General features: G+C 66.7%; 18 protein-coding genes. 7 read left to right on the top strand and 11 right to left on the bottom strand.

Annotated features, from left to right (window positions below; translation table 11 throughout):
* From mnmE to QYL93_RS23770, 3 genes are all read left to right on the top strand, one after another.
* Complete coding sequence (gene mnmE / locus QYL93_RS23780; protein WP_305745970.1) at positions 1 to 1,425, top strand: tRNA uridine-5-carboxymethylaminomethyl(34) synthesis GTPase MnmE; 1,425 nt, start codon at positions 1 to 3, stop codon at positions 1,423 to 1,425.
* A 92-nt stretch (positions 1,426 to 1,517) separates the two neighbouring features.
* Positions 1,518 to 2,009 carry a Crp/Fnr family transcriptional regulator gene (locus QYL93_RS23775; protein WP_057200494.1) on the top strand — a complete coding sequence of 164 codons (492 nt, stop codon included), beginning with the start codon at positions 1,518 to 1,520 and terminating at the stop codon, positions 2,007 to 2,009.
* A gap of 114 nt (positions 2,010 to 2,123) precedes the next feature.
* The gene (locus QYL93_RS23770) at positions 2,124 to 3,065 is read left to right on the top strand and encodes a hypothetical protein (protein WP_305745969.1); all 942 of its coding nucleotides are present in this window, start codon (positions 2,124 to 2,126) and stop codon (positions 3,063 to 3,065) included.
* 71 nt (positions 3,066 to 3,136) lie between these two features.
* Here QYL93_RS23770 and QYL93_RS23765 read toward each other — a convergent pair whose 3' ends face one another.
* Positions 3,137 to 3,439: a flagellar basal body protein gene (locus QYL93_RS23765; protein WP_179682802.1), complete on the bottom strand. Its 303-nt coding sequence runs from the start codon at positions 3,437 to 3,439 to the stop codon at positions 3,137 to 3,139.
* Positions 3,440 to 3,524: 85 nt separating this feature from the next.
* A complete protein-coding gene (locus QYL93_RS23760; RefSeq protein ID WP_305745968.1) occupies positions 3,525 to 3,914 on the bottom strand; it encodes a nuclear transport factor 2 family protein in 390 nt (129 codons plus the stop codon).
* Between the two features lie 128 nt (positions 3,915 to 4,042).
* Between QYL93_RS23760 and QYL93_RS23755 the strand changes: the two genes are divergently transcribed.
* The gene (locus QYL93_RS23755; RefSeq protein ID WP_305745967.1) at positions 4,043 to 4,966 is read left to right on the top strand and encodes an AraC family transcriptional regulator; all 924 of its coding nucleotides are present in this window, start codon (positions 4,043 to 4,045) and stop codon (positions 4,964 to 4,966) included.
* A gap of 13 nt (positions 4,967 to 4,979) precedes the next feature.
* Here the strand turns inward: QYL93_RS23755 and QYL93_RS23750 are convergent, their stop codons facing one another.
* Complete coding sequence (locus QYL93_RS23750) at positions 4,980 to 5,912, bottom strand: LysR family transcriptional regulator (RefSeq protein ID WP_305745966.1); 933 nt, start codon at positions 5,910 to 5,912, stop codon at positions 4,980 to 4,982.
* Positions 5,913 to 6,065: 153 nt separating this feature from the next.
* Here QYL93_RS23750 and QYL93_RS23745 point away from each other — a divergent pair, with 153 nt between their 5' ends.
* Both QYL93_RS23745 and QYL93_RS23740 read left to right on the top strand, forming a co-directional pair.
* On the top strand, positions 6,066 to 7,427 hold the full coding sequence (locus QYL93_RS23745) for an aspartate aminotransferase family protein (protein WP_305745965.1): 1,362 nt from the start codon (positions 6,066 to 6,068) through the stop codon (positions 7,425 to 7,427).
* A 31-nt stretch (positions 7,428 to 7,458) separates the two neighbouring features.
* Positions 7,459 to 8,976, top strand: a complete 1,518-nt coding sequence (locus QYL93_RS23740; protein ID WP_305745964.1) for a CoA-acylating methylmalonate-semialdehyde dehydrogenase — start codon at positions 7,459 to 7,461, stop codon at positions 8,974 to 8,976.
* A 57-nt stretch (positions 8,977 to 9,033) separates the two neighbouring features.
* Here the strand turns inward: QYL93_RS23740 and QYL93_RS23735 are convergent, their stop codons facing one another.
* The 6 genes from QYL93_RS23735 to QYL93_RS23710 form a co-directional block, all read right to left on the bottom strand.
* The gene (locus tag QYL93_RS23735) at positions 9,034 to 9,591 is read right to left on the bottom strand and encodes a pentapeptide repeat-containing protein (RefSeq protein ID WP_305745963.1); all 558 of its coding nucleotides are present in this window, start codon (positions 9,589 to 9,591) and stop codon (positions 9,034 to 9,036) included.
* A gap of 76 nt (positions 9,592 to 9,667) precedes the next feature.
* Positions 9,668 to 10,807 carry a tetratricopeptide repeat protein gene (locus QYL93_RS23730; protein ID WP_305745962.1) on the bottom strand — a complete coding sequence of 380 codons (1,140 nt, stop codon included), beginning with the start codon at positions 10,805 to 10,807 and terminating at the stop codon, positions 9,668 to 9,670.
* On the bottom strand, positions 10,804 to 12,477 hold the full coding sequence (locus QYL93_RS23725; protein WP_305745961.1) for a DUF4384 domain-containing protein: 1,674 nt from the start codon (positions 12,475 to 12,477) through the stop codon (positions 10,804 to 10,806). The genes QYL93_RS23730 and QYL93_RS23725 overlap by 4 nt, the downstream gene beginning before the upstream one ends.
* Before the next feature lie 23 nt (positions 12,478 to 12,500).
* Positions 12,501 to 12,857 carry a hypothetical protein gene (locus tag QYL93_RS23720; protein WP_305745960.1) on the bottom strand — a complete coding sequence of 119 codons (357 nt, stop codon included), beginning with the start codon at positions 12,855 to 12,857 and terminating at the stop codon, positions 12,501 to 12,503.
* 157 nt (positions 12,858 to 13,014) lie between these two features.
* The gene (locus QYL93_RS23715) at positions 13,015 to 13,311 is read right to left on the bottom strand and encodes a hypothetical protein (RefSeq protein WP_200961075.1); all 297 of its coding nucleotides are present in this window, start codon (positions 13,309 to 13,311) and stop codon (positions 13,015 to 13,017) included.
* Positions 13,312 to 13,415: 104 nt separating this feature from the next.
* On the bottom strand, positions 13,416 to 13,787 hold the full coding sequence (locus tag QYL93_RS23710; protein WP_305745959.1) for a hypothetical protein: 372 nt from the start codon (positions 13,785 to 13,787) through the stop codon (positions 13,416 to 13,418).
* Positions 13,788 to 14,482: 695 nt separating this feature from the next.
* Here QYL93_RS23710 and QYL93_RS23705 point away from each other — a divergent pair.
* Positions 14,483 to 15,142, top strand: a complete 660-nt coding sequence (locus QYL93_RS23705; protein ID WP_305745958.1) for a phage tail protein — start codon at positions 14,483 to 14,485, stop codon at positions 15,140 to 15,142.
* Between the two features lie 25 nt (positions 15,143 to 15,167).
* Here QYL93_RS23705 and QYL93_RS23700 read toward each other — a convergent pair whose 3' ends face one another.
* Positions 15,168 to 16,181 (bottom strand): hypothetical protein, encoded by a 1,014-nt coding sequence (locus QYL93_RS23700; protein ID WP_305745957.1) that lies wholly within the window; start codon positions 16,179 to 16,181, stop codon positions 15,168 to 15,170.
* Positions 16,147 to 16,872 carry an aspartyl/asparaginyl beta-hydroxylase domain-containing protein gene (locus tag QYL93_RS23695; RefSeq protein ID WP_305745956.1) on the bottom strand — a complete coding sequence of 242 codons (726 nt, stop codon included), beginning with the start codon at positions 16,870 to 16,872 and terminating at the stop codon, positions 16,147 to 16,149. Before QYL93_RS23695 ends, QYL93_RS23700 begins: the two co-directional genes overlap by 35 nt.

Raw genomic sequence — 16,872 nt, 5'->3', positions numbered from 1 at the left:
ATGCTTGCCCGCCACGCCGACCCCATCGTTGCCATTGCCACTGCCCCGGGGCGCGGCGCCGTGGGCATCGTGCGCGTGTCGGGCAAGGGCATCGCGCCTCTGGTGCAGGCCTTGTGCGGGCGCGACCTGCGCCCGCGCGAGGCGCACTACCTGCCGTTTCGCGATGCCGACGGCCAGGCCATAGACCAGGGGCTGGCGCTGTACTTCCCCGCGCCGCACTCGTACACCGGCGAAGACGTGCTGGAGCTGCAGGCCCATGGCGGCCCGGTGGTGCTGCAGCTGCTGGTGGCGCACTGCCTGGAGGCGGCGGCTGCCGTGCAGGCCGATGGGGGCGCGGCGGTGCTGGCAGGCCTGCGTGTAGCCGAGCCGGGTGAATTCACCGAGCGCGCCTTCCTCAACGACAAGATCGACCTGGCCCAGGCCGAGGCGATTGCCGACCTGATCGACGCCTCCACCTCGGCGGCGGCGCGCAGTGCGAGCCGCTCGCTCACGGGCGCCTTCTCGAACGAGATCCACGCGCTGCGCGATGCGCTGATCCACCTGCGCATGCTGGTGGAGGCGACGCTGGACTTCCCCGAGGAGGACATCGACTTTTTGAAACAGGCCGACGCCCAGGGCCAACTCGACCGCCTGCAGCAGACCCTGGCCCGCGTGCGCCAGCGCGCGCAGCAGGGCGCTCTGCTGCGCGAGGGCATCAAGGTGGTGATCGCCGGCCAGCCGAATGCGGGCAAGAGCTCGCTGCTCAACGCGCTGGCGGGGGCGGAGCTGGCCATCGTCACCCCCATTGCCGGTACCACGCGTGACAAGGTGCAGCAGACCATCCAGATCGAGGGGGTGCCCCTGCACGTGATCGACACCGCCGGCCTGCGCGACAGCGAGGACGAGGTGGAGCGCATCGGCATCGCCCGCGCCTGGGACGAGATCGCGGGGGCCGATGCGGTGCTGTTCCTGCACGACCTGTCGCGCGCCGACACGGCGGACTACGCGGCCAGCGATGCAGCGATTTCCAGGGACATGGCCGGGCGGCTGCCCGCTTCGGTGCCGGTGATCGACGTGTGGAACAAGACCGACTGCGTGGACGCGGCCACGGTGGCCCGGCTGCAGGGCGAGGGCCGCTCCGTACGGCTGTCGGCGCGCACAGGAGCGGGCCTGGAAGAATTGCGCCGCACGCTGCTGGAAGTGGCGGGCTGGCAGTCGGCACCCGAGGGCGTGTACATTGCCCGCGCCCGCCACGTGCAGGCGCTGCAGGCGGTGGCCGCCCACCTGGGCGAAGCGCATGCGCAGTTACAGGCGAAAGCCCCCGCGCTGGACATCCTGGCCGAGGAGCTGCGCCTGGCCCAGAACGCGCTGGGCGCCATTACCGGCGAGTTCACGTCCGATGACCTGCTGGGCGTGATTTTTTCGAGCTTTTGCATCGGCAAGTAGCGGGGTGCGGTGTGCCGGGCACCTTCTTTTGTTGTAAACGGACGTAAACAGCGCTTGTGCGCAACCTGTAACAAGGTTACTTTAAGGTGACCATGAATGTCCTTTCCCCCGCTGCCACCAAAGCCGATCTGCAGGGCCTGATCGATGCCATCGCCCAGGCCAGCGCAGACGACAGCATGACCAACCCGCTGACGCCCGCGCAGTGGGATGTTGTCGCCTCTTACCTGCTGCCCTGCATCATCCCCATGGGCCACGTGCTGTTCACCCAGGGCACGACCGACCGCACCCTGTACTTCGTGGAGAGCGGCAGCCTGAGCGTGCACTTCCAGGATGAGAAAGAGCGCCTGCGCCTGGCCATCGTCGGCCCGGGTTCGGTGCTGGGCGAAGGCGCCTTCTTTTCGCACCGGGCCCGCAGTGCCACGGTGCAGGCCAGCGGGCCGTGCAAGCTGTGGAGCCTGACGGCCATCCGCTTCACCGAGCTGACCAACCGGCAGCCTGCGATTGCGTTGGGCCTGGCCATGGCGGCCGGCTCCGTACTGGCCAAGCGCCTGGGCAATCGCCGCCGGCGCGTTGCTGCGACCTGACATCCCTGTCAGCCGGCAGCCCTTTCGGTACCGGTGGCGTCGCTGGGGGTGCAGTGCTCGCGGTACACTCGAATCGGACAACTCAATGCAGGCGCACCCCGAGGAAAGCAAGCCATGTCACTGTTCAGCTGGTTCAGCCGCAAACCGGCACCGCCCAAGCCCCGGCCCAATGCGGCATCGGAGACTTCGGGTCTGCTCAACGCCGATGCCACTGTGCCTTTTCCCGCAGGCCGCCAGGGCAAGCCCATGCTCGAACCGGTGCCGCCCGAGCACGCCGCCAACCGCAAGAACGAGCGCATGGAGCGGCGCGAGCTGCTGTACACCGTGGTGCGCGATGCCATGGTGCGGGCGGGTGTGCTTTCGGCCAGTTACAAGTTCAAGGTGCTTTCGCTGGACCAGCGCGGCCGCCAGTTCCTGGTGATGATGGACCTGGCGCGCGAGTACGGCGGCGAGACCGTGCGCCTGTCCGAGATCGAGGCGCTGATCGCGCAGACCGCGAAGACCCGCTACGACATCCTGGTGACTGCCGTGTACTGGCGCATCAATGACCATGTGGCGGTGGGCATTCCACAAAAGGGCATTGCCCCGCTGGGCGCAGCCCTGCCTCTGGGTACGCAGCAGGCCCCTGCTGCTGCCGTGCGGCGCCCGCTGCCACCGGTGTCGGCCCCTGCCCCGCTGACCGCCACGGCTGCTGCTCCCCTCTCGCGCCCGGCGCCCTTGCGGTCTGCAGCCCCCGTGGCAACGGCCCCGGCCCCGCTGACGGGAACGATCGCACCGCGCCCCCCCGCGCCGGTGGACTACGAAGCCACGCGCCCCGTGCCTCGCTTCGAGCCCATCGAGGCCGACGAAGTGGCCGCCTTCAAGCGCGCCCTGGCCGATGCCGCTGGCACCAACCCTGCGCCAGTCGTCCCGGCACGCCCCGGCGGCGCCCCGGTGCGCTCGGGCCCCATCCGCCCCCGGCCGCCCAATGCGACGGGCTTCGAGGATACGGAGATGCCCGGTGCCGAAGAGCGCGGCCCGGACCTGAGCAGCACGCAGTACGGTGAGTTGCGCTGAGGATCTTTCGCACAGCGGAAAAACAAAGGCGGCCTTCGAGGCCGCCTTTTTCATTTGGGAGGATGGATCGCTCAGGCTTTGACGTCGAGCAACGAGCCCATCATCTGGTCCTGGGTCTTCACCACCTGCAGGCTGGCCTTGAAGGCGTAGGTGGCCGAGATCTGCTCGACGGCTTCCTTCTCCAGCGCCACGCCCTCTTCCTGGCTGCGGCGCACGGAGCCGGTCACGCCGGCACCGCCCGGGGCGGCTTGCTGGTCCACCACCTCGCTTTTGTAGCGAGGCGTGTTCATGTTGGCCACGTTGTTGGCCGAGGCATCGAGCCGCAACTGGGCGGCCTGCATGCCGGAAGAACCGATCGAGGAAATGGAGGCCATGGTGGAGTGCTCGCGGTGGCGAAAAATGGCTGGATTATCCAGCGCCACCCGATTTCGCGCACGACCACCCATCTTGCCGTAATGGTCACTGGCCCCAGAAGTGGTCCTCTTGCTCCGGGTCGCTGGAGAAAAGAAACACCTCGGCGACCTGGCCATCCGCGATGCGCAGCAGGTCCACGCCCGTCTGGTCCAGGCTCGCGCCTGCGCGCTCGCCCCGGAAGGCGGTGGTGACGGCAACCCAGTCCCCGTTTTGCATGTAGTGCCGGGCCTCTGTGATGGCAAATGTCCCTTGGGAGACTTCCATCATCTTGCCGATCATCGCTCCCACGGCGGCCAGGCCCTGGTGGGTGCCGGAAAACCGGTTGGCGCCGGGCTGGTGCCAGACCACGGTGGGCGATACGGTACTGGCCAGCAGGGCCTGATCGCCCGTCTGGGCGGCTCGGATGTAATTCTTGGCGATGTCGATGGGGGACATGGAGGCTTTCTGTAGGTGTTGAAGATGGGGTAATTATTGGACTCCGGGTGCGAGAAAGCACGATAGCTCCAAGCCGTAGAAAGATACTTATCGGACAAAATGCAGTGAGCATCCAACCAAGGAACGTGATGACCCCGAAGCAGGCATGGAACGCCGACATCGAACGGTTCGACTACCGGCCGCCCGGGGCCTACGGGCTGGACTTGGAGGTCTTCCCGATGTCCGATCTGAGCCAGCGCGGCCCCGAAGGCGAGGTCCACCGCACCCACCGCTATGCCTTCCACATGCTGGTGCTGGTCACCCGGGGAAGCTGCACGCAGGTGGTGGATTTCGAGCCTGTGCCCTGTGCACCCGGATCGCTGCTGGCCATCCGGCCCGGGCAGGCCCACAACTTCGGGCTGGCAGAGGATTGGGAGGGGTGGGTCATGCTGCTGCGCCCGGAATTCCTGCTTGCGGCCGGTGCTGCGCCGGCCAGTGACCTGCGCCTGGTGGTCGGGCTGGAGCGGTTTCCCGTGCACCTGGCCCTGGGCGACGGGGAGGCCCGCACGGTGGCGGATGCCATCGTGCAGATGCGCGAGGACGCGGCGGCCGATGCGCCAGCGCAGGACCTGCATGCGCTGCTGCGCTACCAGCTCTATGCCCTGCTCACGCGGCTGGCCATCGCCCACAACCAGCTCAGCCAGCGCGGTGGCAACCGAGAGCCTGCGAACCACCGCGCCATGCAGCGTTTCGAGCATTTTCGGCAATTGCTGGAGCAGCGGTTCGCCGAATGGCACCAGGTGGCGGACTACGCCGGCCCGTTGGGGTGCACGGAAAAGAGCCTGGCGCGCGCCACCAGCGCTGCGGCCGGCACCAGTGCCAAGGCCTTCATCGCCGCGCGCATCTGCCTGGAAGCCAAGCGCCTGCTGCTGCACACCGGCGTGCCCGTGGCGCGCATTGCCGAGCGCCTGGGCTTCGACGAGGCGACCAATTTCAGCAAGTTCTTCCGGCGCGAAACGGGCTGCACCCCGGCGGAGTTCCGCCGGCAGCAGGTGCCTGCACCCGGCAGTTGATGAAAGCCCGCAGTCAGCCCACGCCGTGGGCCTGCACCAGGCATTGCTGGAACGCCTGCGCCGCGCGCGAGGGCTCGGGCGAGCGGCGCAGCAGGCCCACGAACTGGCAGCTGTAGCGCAGCAGCGCGGGCTGCACCGCCTGCATCAGGCCGCGCCGCTCGTAGACCTCGGCATAGTGGTCGGGCAGAAAACCGAGGTAGCGGCCCGAGAGGATGAGCGTGGCGATCGACTCCTGGTCGAAGCCCGTGGCGGTGCGTGACAGGCGCGCCTGGTGGCTCAACTCCATGTTGGGCGAGTGGTAGCCCAGCCCGGCGAAGGGCTGGTTGCGCAGTGCCTCCCAGTCGAGCGAGGCATCGCTGGTGCCGAACAGCGGGTGGCCTACACCGCAGTACAGCAGCATGGTCTCGTTGAACAGGTCGGTGTACAGCAGGCTTTGCGAGGCGCGGTGCGCCGGGATGATGCCGACCTGGTAGGTGCCGTCGATCACCCCGCGTTCGATGGCGTTGATGGTGCCCACGTGCATCTGCAGGTGCACGCCGGGCGCCTGCTGCGCAAATGCGGCGATGGCCTGGCCGATGCGGGCGGCGGGGTTGGTGGCCGTCTTGTCGAACACGGCCACGGCGAGCTGCCCGCCCATGCGCGCATGGATGTCGTCTACCGCATTGCGAAAGCCCTCCACCGAGGCCAGCAGGCGCAGCGTCTCGTCGTACACGCGCTGGCCCTCAGGGGTGAGGGCGAAACCGGCGCGCCCGCGCCGGCACAGGGTCAGGCCCAGGCGGGTCTCCAGGTCCTTGACGTGGCGGCTCACGGTGCTGGTGCCGATGTTCAGCTCCAGCTCGGCGGCCGACATGCCGCCGCACTCGGCCACGGCCTTGAACACCTGCAACAGGCGCAGGTCCATGTCGCTGAGCTGGCCGAGCACGGCGCGGTTTTTGGTGGTGGTCATCGTTCAGGGTCTTTACTTGCATAAATCAGCAAGTAAACATTGATATTGCTCTCTTTGAGAGATTAACACCGGGGACAACAATCCGCACCGAGACCTGCTTTTTTGCCCGGCCTGCTCCTGCCTTTGCGGCCGTTTTTTGCACTGGAGATTCCCATGAGCTTCGTCAACATCGAAAAACCCGCTTCCGACGCTGGCGGCGACCGCCTGGACGCTGCCTGGCTCGACGCGCACTGGATGCCCTACACGGCCAACCGCCAGTTCAAGGCGGCACCGCGCATGATCGTGGAAGGCAGCGGCGCCTACTACACCGATTCGGACGGCCGCAAGATCTTCGACGGCCTGTCGGGCCTGTGGTGCACGGGCCTGGGCCACGGCCGCCGCGAAATCGCCGAGGCCATTGGCAAGCAGGCGATGAAGCTCGACTACGCGCCAGCGTTCCAGTTCGGCCACCCGCTCTCGTTCGAGCTGGCCAACCGCATCAAGGCCATCACGCCCGACGGCCTCGATTACGTGTTCTTCACCGGCTCGGGTTCCGAGTCGGCCGACACCTCGTTGAAGATGGCACGCGCCTACTGGCGCGCCAAGGGCCTGGCCAGCAAGACGCGCCTGATCGGCCGCGAAAAGGGCTACCACGGCGTGAACTTCGGCGGCATCTCTGTGGGCGGCATCGTTGCCAACCGCAAACTCTTCGGCCAGGGCATCGAAGCCGACCACCTGCCCCATACACAGCCCGCAGCCGGCTCCTTCCACAAGGGGATGCCGCCCACCGGCAAGGAACTGGCCGACCGCCTGCTGGACGTGATCGCGCTGCACGACGCATCGAACATCGCGGCGGTGATCGTCGAGCCTTTCTCCGGTTCGGCCGGCGTGGTGATCCCGCCCGTGGGCTACCTGCAGCGCCTGCGCGAGATCTGCACGCAGAACAATATCCTGTTGATTTTTGACGAAGTGATCACGGCGTTTGGCCGCTCGGGCGCCTGGACGGGTGCCGAGGCGTTCGGCGTGACGCCGGACATCCTGAACTTCGCCAAGCAGGTCACCAACGGCGCGCAGCCCCTGGGCGGCGTGGTGGCCAGCAAGGACATCTACGACACGTTCATGGCCGCGGGTGGCCCCGAGTACATGCTTGAGTTTCCGCACGGCTACACCTACTCGGCCCACCCCGTGGCCTGCGCCGCCGGCATCGCCGCGCTGGACCTGCTGCAGAGCGAAGACGCCATCGGCCGTGTGAACGCGCTGAGCCCGCATTTCGAGCAGGCCGTGCACAGCCTCAAGGGCAGCAAGCATGTGCTGGACATCCGCAACTACGGCCTGGCCGCAGGCATCACCATCGCCCCGCTGCCGGGCGAGCCGGCACGCCGCCCCTACGAGATCGCGATGAACTGCTGGAAGAAGGGCTTTTACGTGCGCTACGGTGGCGACACCATCCAGCTGGCACCGCCCTTCATCAGCGAGAAGGCCGAGATCGACCGCCTGGTCAACGCCCTGGGCGATGCCCTGGCCGAGACCGCTTGAGCCTGCCACTTTCCATCCCAATATTGTTGCCATGAACCACGACAAGAACGTCACCACCACCGTCGGCCACCTGATCGACGGCCAGATCGTTGCCGACACCGAGCGCACGCAGCCGGTCTTCAACCCGGCCACGGGCCAGTCCACCACCAACGTCGCTTTGGCCAGCAAGGCCACGGTGGAGCGCGCCATCGCCTCGGCCGAGGCAGCCTTCCCGGCCTGGCGCAACACGCCTCCGCTCAAGCGCGCCCGCGTCATGGGCAAGCTCAAGGTGCTGCTCGAAGAGAACGCCGACAAGATCGCCGCCATGATCACGGCCGAGCACGGCAAGGTGCTTAGCGATGCGCACGGCGAGCTGCAGCGCGGCATCGAGAACGTGGAGTACGCCAGCTACGCGCCCGAGCTGCTCAAGGGTGAGCACAGCCGCAACGTCGGCCCTGGCATCGACTCGTGGAGCGAGTTCCAGGCACTGGGCGTGGCGGCGGGCATCACGCCCTTCAACTTTCCGGCCATGGTGCCGCTGTGGATGTGGCCCATGGCCGTGGCCTGCGGCAACACCTTCGTGCTCAAGCCCTCCGAGCGCGACCCGAGCAGCACGCTGTTCATCGCCCAGCTGGCGCTGGAGGCCGGCCTGCCCCCGGGCGTGCTGAACGTCGTCAACGGTGACAAGCTGGCCGTGGACACGCTGCTGCAGGATGCGCGCATCAAGGCCGTGAGCTTTGTCGGCTCCACCCCCATCGCCGAATACATCTATGCCGAAGGCTGCAAGAACGGCAAGCGCGTGCAGGCCCTGGGCGGCGCCAAGAACCACGCCATCGTGATGCCCGACGCCGACATCGGCAACGCCGTGAGCGCCCTCATGGGCGCCGCCTACGGCAGCTGCGGCGAGCGCTGCATGGCCATCCCCCTGGTGGTGGCCGTGGGTGACGAGGCCGGTGACGCGGTGGTGGCGGGCCTCAAGGTGGAGATCGCCAAGATGAAGGTCGGCCCCGGCACCGACAACGGCAACGACATGGGCCCGCTGGTGACGAAGCCCCACTTCGAAAAGGTCAAGGCCTATGTGGACAGCGGTGTGGCCGAAGGCGCCACGCTGGTGGTGGACGGCCGCGGCGTGACGGTGCCCGGCCATGAGGAGGGCTACTTCCTGGGTGCCTGTCTGTTCGACAACGTCAAGCCCGGGATGAAGATCTACCAGGAAGAAATCTTCGGCCCCGTGCTCGGCGTGGTGCGCGTGAAGACGCTGCAGGAAGCCATGAAGCTCATCGACGAGCACGAGTACGGCAACGGCACCTGCATCTTCACGCGCGACGGCGAGGCTGCACGCTATTTCACCGACCACATCCAGGTCGGCATGGTGGGCGTGAACGTGCCCCTGCCCGTGCCGGTGGCCTACCACTCGTTCGGCGGCTGGAAGCGCAGCCTGTTCGGCGACCTGCACGCCTACGGCCCCGACGCCGTGCGCTTCTATACCAAGCGCAAGACCATCACCCAGCGCTGGCCCTCGGCCGGTGTGCGCGAAGGCGCGGTGTTCGCCTTCCCCAGCAGCCGCTGATCCCGGCGTGCCCACGCAAGAACGGCCCCTCGGGGCCGTTTTTCATGGGCGGTTTGCTTAGCAGGCGCTGCGACAGCGCTTGCCGTCGGTCCAGGTAGCACCTTCGAGCAAGGCGGCGTCCAGGTCCACGTTGACCATCTTCGCGCCCGAGAGGTTGGCGCCGCGCAGGTCGGCCTGCTCCAGGCTCACGTTGACCAGCTCGGCGCCGCGCAGGTCGGCGCCCGAGAGGTTGGCGCGCGACAGGTCCACGTTGGTGAACTTGCGGCCGGCCAGCTGGGCGCCCGCGAAGTTGCGGCCCGAGAGGTCGCTGTTCACGTAGTCCCCGTTCTTGCCGCCCTTGCCGGGCTTGGCATTGGAGGACGTGGTCACCGTGGTCGACGCCCCCTGCACCACCACGCGGCCGCTGCCGCCGCCGATGGTGGTTTCCACGCGGGCGTTGCCGTCCGTGGCGGTGATGATCTGCTGGCCGTTGACCACCACCGAGGCGTTGTTGTCGCCGGCGATCACCGTACCAGAGCCATTGGAGGCCAGGTTGCGCTGTGCGTGGGCCATGGGCACGCAGGCGGCCAGGGCGGCCAGGCCGACCAGTGCGTTGGCAAAGGTGTTGTTCGTCATGTGTCGGTTTCCTTCCGTCGGTTGTTCGATGGGCCAGTGTTCAGGCCCGCTCCCACCCAGGAGCGCGGGCTGGACTTTAAGGCGGTGTGGCTGCTTCGCCGGTAACAGGCGGTGTCCAACGTAAGCTGGTGAGATTCCACAGCGGGTCTTCGCTGCGCCGGGGGCGGTCGGACATCAGATCCCGGCCGTCCTTGCCGCCCGTGCCATCGGTCCTGGCGCTGATGCGTGCGGCCAGTTCCTCCATCCAGGCGGCGTCCACGCCGCGCGCCGAGTTGTCGCGCGAGGAGCGGCTGAATACCAGCGCCAGGAATTCGCGGGCGCTGCGCGAACCACCGTCGGCCGCGCGCCGGTACAGCTGGATGGCCTGGGCGAAGTCACGCTGCACGCCGCCCTTGCCCTGGTGGTACAGCTGGGCCAGCTGCAGCGTGGCATCGGCGTTGCCGTCGTCCGACAGGGTGCGCAGCCGGGCCAGCGTGGCCGATTCGCTGGAGCGGTTCTGCCGCTCCAGGCGCAGGTAGTTGGCGCGGGCCGGGTTGTACCCCTGTGCCGCCGACAGCACATACATCTCGCGCGCCCGCTCCACGCTGCCGTCGAGCTCCCAGGCCACGGCCAGGTCGTTCATGGCCAGGGGGTCGCCGTCCTGGGCGGCCTGCTCCAGCAGGCGGCGAGCGTCGCGCAGCTTGCGCGGGCCGGTGATCTGGCCTTCGAGCAGCGACTCAATGTAGGTGGCGCGCACCAGGCCGGCAGCGCGGGCCTTTTGCAGCCATTCGCGGGCCACCGACAGGTCGCGCTGGCCGCCGGCATTGTCCACGCCCAGCAGGTAGCCATAGCCGGCCATGCCGCGCACGTCGCCGGCATCGGCGGCGCGGCTCCACCAGCGCCGTGCGGTAGCCGCAGCCTGGGGCAGGCCAGGGTTGGCGTGGTAGTACATGCCCACCTGCACCATGGCGTCGGCATCACCGGCGTTGGCAGCCTCGATCAGGCTGTTGAGCACCTGTTCGGTGTTGGCCGAGGGCAGTCGCAGAGAGCCGCCGGGGGTTTGGGGCGTGCGGCTCGCGCCGCCCTGGGCGGCTGCGGCGGGCTGCGAGGGCAGCTGGATCACCGCATGCGCGGCGCCGGCGGCGGCCACGCAGCAGGCGGCCAGGGACCAGCGCAGGGCCGTCCTGCGTGCCCGGTCGGCGGGCGCGCCCTGGGGTTGCAGTGGGGCGGTTTTCATTTGCGGGGCCGGTTCGGGGTGTTGCCGCGGATGGGCTCTGCGGCCGGGGCCTGCACGTTCCAGTCGAGCGAGGTGCTCATCACGCCGACGCCGGCCTGTTCGAAGGCGCCTTGCACCTGGGCCAGGCTGGTCACGCTCTTGATCGGCTCCAGATTGGCGCTGGTCAGGGCGGCAGGGATCTGGCCCTTGAGCGGCTGGGCCGTCATGGCGCAGAACATGTTCTCGGTGCCGCCACGCGCCGTCTCGATCAGGAAGGAGTTGGGCTTGCTGATGTCGGGAATCAGCACGCTGGTGCGCCCCTGCACGGTGGCCGACGGCTGCATCGGGTTCGGGTAGACCTGGCTGATGGAGCCGCCCGCGTCCTGGTAGTAGCAGTACAGGTAGCCGGTGCGCGGCGGTACCACCCGCACCACGATGGATTCGCCGACCTTGAGGTCGCGGTCCTTGCGGCCAACCATGCTCAGCGCGATGCTGCGCGGGTCGGGCTCGTTGGCCGGCAGGCCGCTGGGGCGCACCACCAGCTTGTCATTGGCGTACTCGGGCTTGCGCAGCTTGCCTTCGGCCGACATGCCCACGAAGCTGCGCATCAGCCGGGTGTAGGTCTCGAAGTTGACCACGCCCACGGGGGTCAGGTCCTGCGAGGCCTGGTACTGGGTGACAGCCTTGCGAAAGGCAGGCGAATCCGTGCCGTCGGCCGTGCCGTTCCAGATGCCATGGGTCTGCAGCACGCGCTGCGCCAGGGTCCAGCGCTCGGCCACGCTGGCCTCGTCGAACCAGGCGCGCATCTGGCGCAGGAACTCGGGGTGGTTCTGCTCGTAGTCGATGCAGTCCCAGTACGGCACCTTGGCCCACTTGCCCACCAGTTCGATGGCGGCCAGGTCCACCAGCAGGCGGATGGCGGCACCGGCGCCCTGGTTGTTGTCGGCAGCCACTTCGTACTGCACGCCCACGCGGTAGATGTGCTTGGGCAGGCCCGTGGCCTTGGCGCCGATCTCCACCGCCTTGCCGCCGGTGGCCACAATGAGCTCGTTGGCCGACTCGATGCCCGAGTACAGCGTGCGCGTGTTCATGTCCCCCAAGTGCAGGTCCAGCCCGACTGCGCTACCCAGCACGTCCCAGCTGTAGCCGGTGTCGGTGGCGGCGGTGGAAATCCCCAGGCTCTGGCGCTTGGAGACCACGGTCTTGTCGCCGAAGCTGATGGCGCCCGAGATGTAGATCTGTGGCTTGCGCAGCTCCATCTGGTTGTTGTTGAGCAGCAGGCTGGTGAGGGTCTGCACCGTGTCCTGGCGCAGTGCGTCCACCTCGTAATCCACCACGCGGAAGGCCTGGCTGGTGCGCGACATGCGCGACAGGGCCGTGATCAGCATCTCCTTGGTGCCTGTGCTGAAAAGGCCCGACGGGTCGGGGATGGATTTGACGGCGATCAGTGTGGTGGGCGTGTTCTCGGCGGCCAGCATGCGGTCCATGCAGGCCAGGCCTTCGCGCAGCACGGAGCCCGATTTGCTCGGGGTGACCAGGGGCGCCTGCTCCACGGTGCCCTGCTCGATGATGTTCACGCGGTCGCTCACGTTGGGCTGGATCGCGCAGCCGGAAATCAGGAGCGCCAGGGTCGACAGGGTCAGAAGGTGGCGCGGGCGGCGCGGGTGGTGGGTGCTGTTGTTGTTCTTCATGCTGGAAACCGATGGTGGTGGGGTTATTTGCAGAGATTGATCACGGGGCCTTGCACCACGATGACCTGGTCGTTGTTGGCAGTGCCGAAGCGGTTGCCGATGCCGCTGTCGCCCTCGGGCACCTTGGGCGCGCCGATGTTGGTGGCGCAGCTGCTGCCGCTGGGGCCGGTGACGAGCTTGCGGTCGACGGTGGCCAGGGTGTCCTCGGCATCGATGCGGGTGCGCGAGAGCACATTGGTGACCTTGGTGCGAGAGGCCGGGTCCAGGCCGCTGCGCCCGGCTGGGGGCTTCTGGACGGGCGTCTGGGCCAGAACGGACAAAGATGCGGCGGCGGCGCAGGCGCCTGCCAGGCACAGCGCAGCGAGACGATGGGTTTTCATGGTTGTTTCTCCTCTTTGGTACCTGTGCAAAGCCCTCGGCACCCGGGTCGATGCCTGGGCAAAAAGGCTTTGGACAGGTAGGCCAAGGGCGCGCAGCAGCGCTACTGCGCGCCTTGTTCTTCTGTCTTGAGATCAGGGCGACGAACGCGCCCTGGAATTACTTGCCGTCGTTGGAGGCGAGGTTCTGTTCGGCCTTGGAAGCACCGAAGGCCATGTTGGCGACGGCGCCGTTCTTCACGGAGACTTCCTGGTTGTTGTTGCCGCCGATCTTGACGTTGCCCTTGTTGGAAGCCAGGTTCTGCTTGGCAGTGGAAGCACCGAAGGCCATGTTGGCGACGGCGCCGTTTTGCACGGTTACCTTCTGGTTGTTGTTGCCGCCGATTTTCACTTCTGCGTGGGCAGCGCCAGCGACGAGGACCAGAGCGGAAATAGCCAGTGCGAAAGTCTTTTGCATAATGAACTCCATTGATAACGATAAAAGAAAGGCGCCAAATAGATAATGGCTGCCACGGGGAAATCCGGTTGATCTTAAATAACCTACCGGAGGTTTTGACGGGATTACCTCCCGCCAATATTCACGACACTTCTCACACCCTTGCCAGCGGCCTGGTTGACGACGGGGCCCTGGATTGATATGACCTGGCTGCCGGAGCCGGCACCGGGCCCCGTGCGGGAGGCGATATTCAATTCGCTGTGGGCACCGAAGGTCGCGGCATTCAGGACGGCGCCGCGCACCACAACCTGCTGCGAATTGCCGCTGATGACCTGGGCGCCCTGGGTCGACGAAATATTCATCACGGCGGTGCCGCCCGTAGCGGCCACGTTCGCGGCGCCGCCGCTCAAATCGACCGTCTGTTGATTGCCGCCGCTGTAGGCGAATACGGGGGTCAATGCCACTGCCGCGATCCAGGGAGAAATCAGATGCTTCATTCCAGATGTCCAATCCACTGATGTTCTGCTTGCTGTTAATCGCATTCAGGTCGCTGCCTGTTTTTGTGCCGCGCTGTGTTTGCGATTTGTTGGACGAAGATTAACAAGGAACTTTTTGATCTGTTCATGTCCAAGGGCAGTTTCCAGCCCGTTCGTGACAAATTCATTAAATTCGCACGGTTTTCGCAGAAGTCCCTCTATTTGCGGAAAACTTCTCGAAATCAGTCGATACGCCCCATTTGCGTTGAAACATATGCAACAAAATGAAAGAAAAACGCAATATCCATTAGGTCAAACAAACGTCTGGATGCAACTCACAAAAATACATACATATGTGACAACTGCATCTCGCGGCTTTGGGGCGCTTTCGCACAGGGGCTGCTCCCCTCATCTGTCGCAAAAAATCTTTGCGTCAGCTTTCGTCGGCGATCTGCGGGGGGCGTGGCGCACCGGAGGCCGGTCCGGCGAGGGGGCGTGGCACTGCCCGGCCGATAAGGTCAATGGGCGGGGGTGGCCGGCTATGCGTGGTGGGCGAAAGCACCCCGACCCTCCTTCGCGGTTCACCGGCGTGGTGGGGCATGGGCCTTTGCACGGTCGAATGCATGCATTGCAATTTGGCAATTTCTTCGTTGACCGTACGCACGCCAGCGCCATAGCATCCGGCGCCTCTCACCCACTTTATTGAAGGAGCCTTCATGGATGCATTTATGGGCATGATCATGCCGGTCGCGTTCCAATACGCGCCGCGCGGCTGGATGTTCTGCAATGGCCAAACGGTGCCCATTGCCCAGAATTCCGCGCTGTTTGCACTGCTGGGGACGATGTATGGCGGTGATGGTCAGAACACCTTTGGCTTGCCGGATCTGCGGGGGAGGGTTCCTGTCGGCTCCCAGGGCCCCGGACCGGGCATTGCCACCGTCGCCCAGGGCGAAAAGGCGGGAACCAACAATGTCACCGTAATTGCCACCGGCGCGGCGACGGTGACGTTGGCCATTGCCAATCTGCCTGCCCACGACCATACGGCCACCGTGAATCCGACAGCGATCAAAACCACCTTGCAGGCATCCACCGGCACGACCGGTACCAGCACCTCTCCGGCCAATGGCTCCTACCTGAGTGCGTCGCCCGGCGGCCCCGGCAGTGCCTCCATTTACTGCCCTACTGTGACCGGGCCGGTCAACCTGGGTGGCGTCAGCACAGCGGCCGAGACGGGCGCTGTGACCGTGGGCTCTACGGGGGGCGGCCAGGCGCTGCAGGCACCCGTGCAGACGAGCGCAACGGCATCCATCATGCAGCCTTACCTGGGTCTCAACTACATCATCTGCGTGGAAGGCATCTTCCCGTCCCGCAACTGAGGACGGTCGGCGCCAGGCCTGGCATTCAGCCCGGGCTGCGCGCCAGTCGCCATTGCTCCAGTTGCTGGTAGCACCTGGTCGCCTCGTCCAGGCGCTCGGGTGTGGGCGGGCTCGGTGCGGCGCTCGCTTGCGCAGGGTCTCCCTGGAACCGGCTGCCCGAATGTTTGGAGTGAAAGCCTGAGCGCGCCTGCAGCGTGGCCAGTTCAGTGGGGGTGCACTCCATCCCCAGGATGTCCAGCAGCCCGTTCCAGATCACGTGGGGAAGCTGCCCATAGTCCATCAGCACCAGGTCCGAGGCGGCTGACATCTCCAGCCCGCAGCGGTACAGGCTTTCGAGCACCCGTGTCGCATGGCCGTCCAGGTCTCCGGGCGCCAGTTCCAGAGCGCCGGGCCGCTGCACCAGGTCCGCCAACCGCGACAGATCGATCAGCCCCGGCACCATCTGCCGGCCGCGCTGGCGGCGGTGGGAGGCGAGCACTTCGCTGGGCTCGCGGTACAGGAACACGATGGGAGTGCCTGGAAAAGCCGCCTGCACGAAGGGAATCCAGGGCAGGTGCCAGCAGTCGAACTTGATGACCAGGTGCCGCTCGGCCGGGTGGCGCTTTTGCCCCAGGGCCGCCACCAACCGCCTCAGCGTGTGCGTGCCGCCGCTGTGCTCCGGGTGCCGGTGGTGCAGCCGGAAGAAGGCGTCGAGCGCCGGGGGCTCCGACATCACGATGCACTGCGGCAAGGTGGCCAGTGCCTGCGTGAGCAGCGTGGAGCCGCAGCGCGAGACGTGGAAGATGAAGGCTGCCGGCGGCACGCTCTCGGGCAGATCGTCCAGCGCGGACAGGGGGGTGGTGCAGACCCTGCGGTCCTGCACGGCCTGCGAGGCCAGGCTGTCTTCAAAGAAGGGGGCCGTGAACCGCTGGCCACCCAGAAAGCGCCACCAGACCGTGGCCGGGTCGTGCTGCAGGCTCACCGGGAACCAGCCGTGCAGCGACTGCCTCTCGGCCGGGCCCACCTCACGGCCGCGCAGCAGTGCCTGTTCTGCGAGCATGGGTTTCCTGCAATCGGGTGGCCAGTTGCACACCGGCGGCATGGCCGCTGGCGCGCAGCCCGGCAATCACCTGTAGCACGTTGCCGTCATCGATGTTGGCATCGCCATACGGCGGGCTTTCGCGCAGGACCCCGCCAGCTGCATGGAACAGCTGCGTGAGCCACGGGTTGGTCACGCAGTCGATCATGAGGTGGATGCGGGCCTGCGGGCTGCGGTTTTCGGCGCCATGCAGGCAGGCGGCATTGAGGTACCAGGCATGGCCCGCCGAGAAATGGACTTCTTCCCCGTCGATGCGGAAGGTGGCCAGCGGGGAGGTCTGCAGGGGAATGTGCAGGCGGGTCAGGCCGTCCTCCAGGGCGCCGCCTTCGTCACGGTGCTCATGGATCACCGCTGCGGCCTCCAGCCCCATCAGGCGCACGGAGGTCTTCTCGCACTGGAAATGGTCGATGGCCTGCCGGAAGTACGGACAGCGGGCGAGGATGGGGGTGTCCTCGAAGCGGCCGCCATTCACCGGCATGATGTGGTCCGTGCGGCCGTCGACGGAGCGCAGCGGGACGCAGCCCCAGCCTTTTTCGTAGGCCGAGGTGTTGAAGTGGCCGATCCAGTCCGCAGGGGCGATGCGCCGCAGATCTTCCTGCAACCGGGCCAGGTCGAAGGCAATGGGCAGCTTCAGGTAGCGGGTGGGTTCCAT

The sequence above is a fragment of the Acidovorax sp. A1169 genome (assembly GCF_030704685.1).
Lineage (GTDB): Bacteria > Pseudomonadota > Gammaproteobacteria > Burkholderiales > Burkholderiaceae_C > Acidovorax.
The sequence above is the reverse complement of the archived record's forward strand: the minus strand, read 5'-3'. Positions and strand labels throughout refer to the sequence as shown.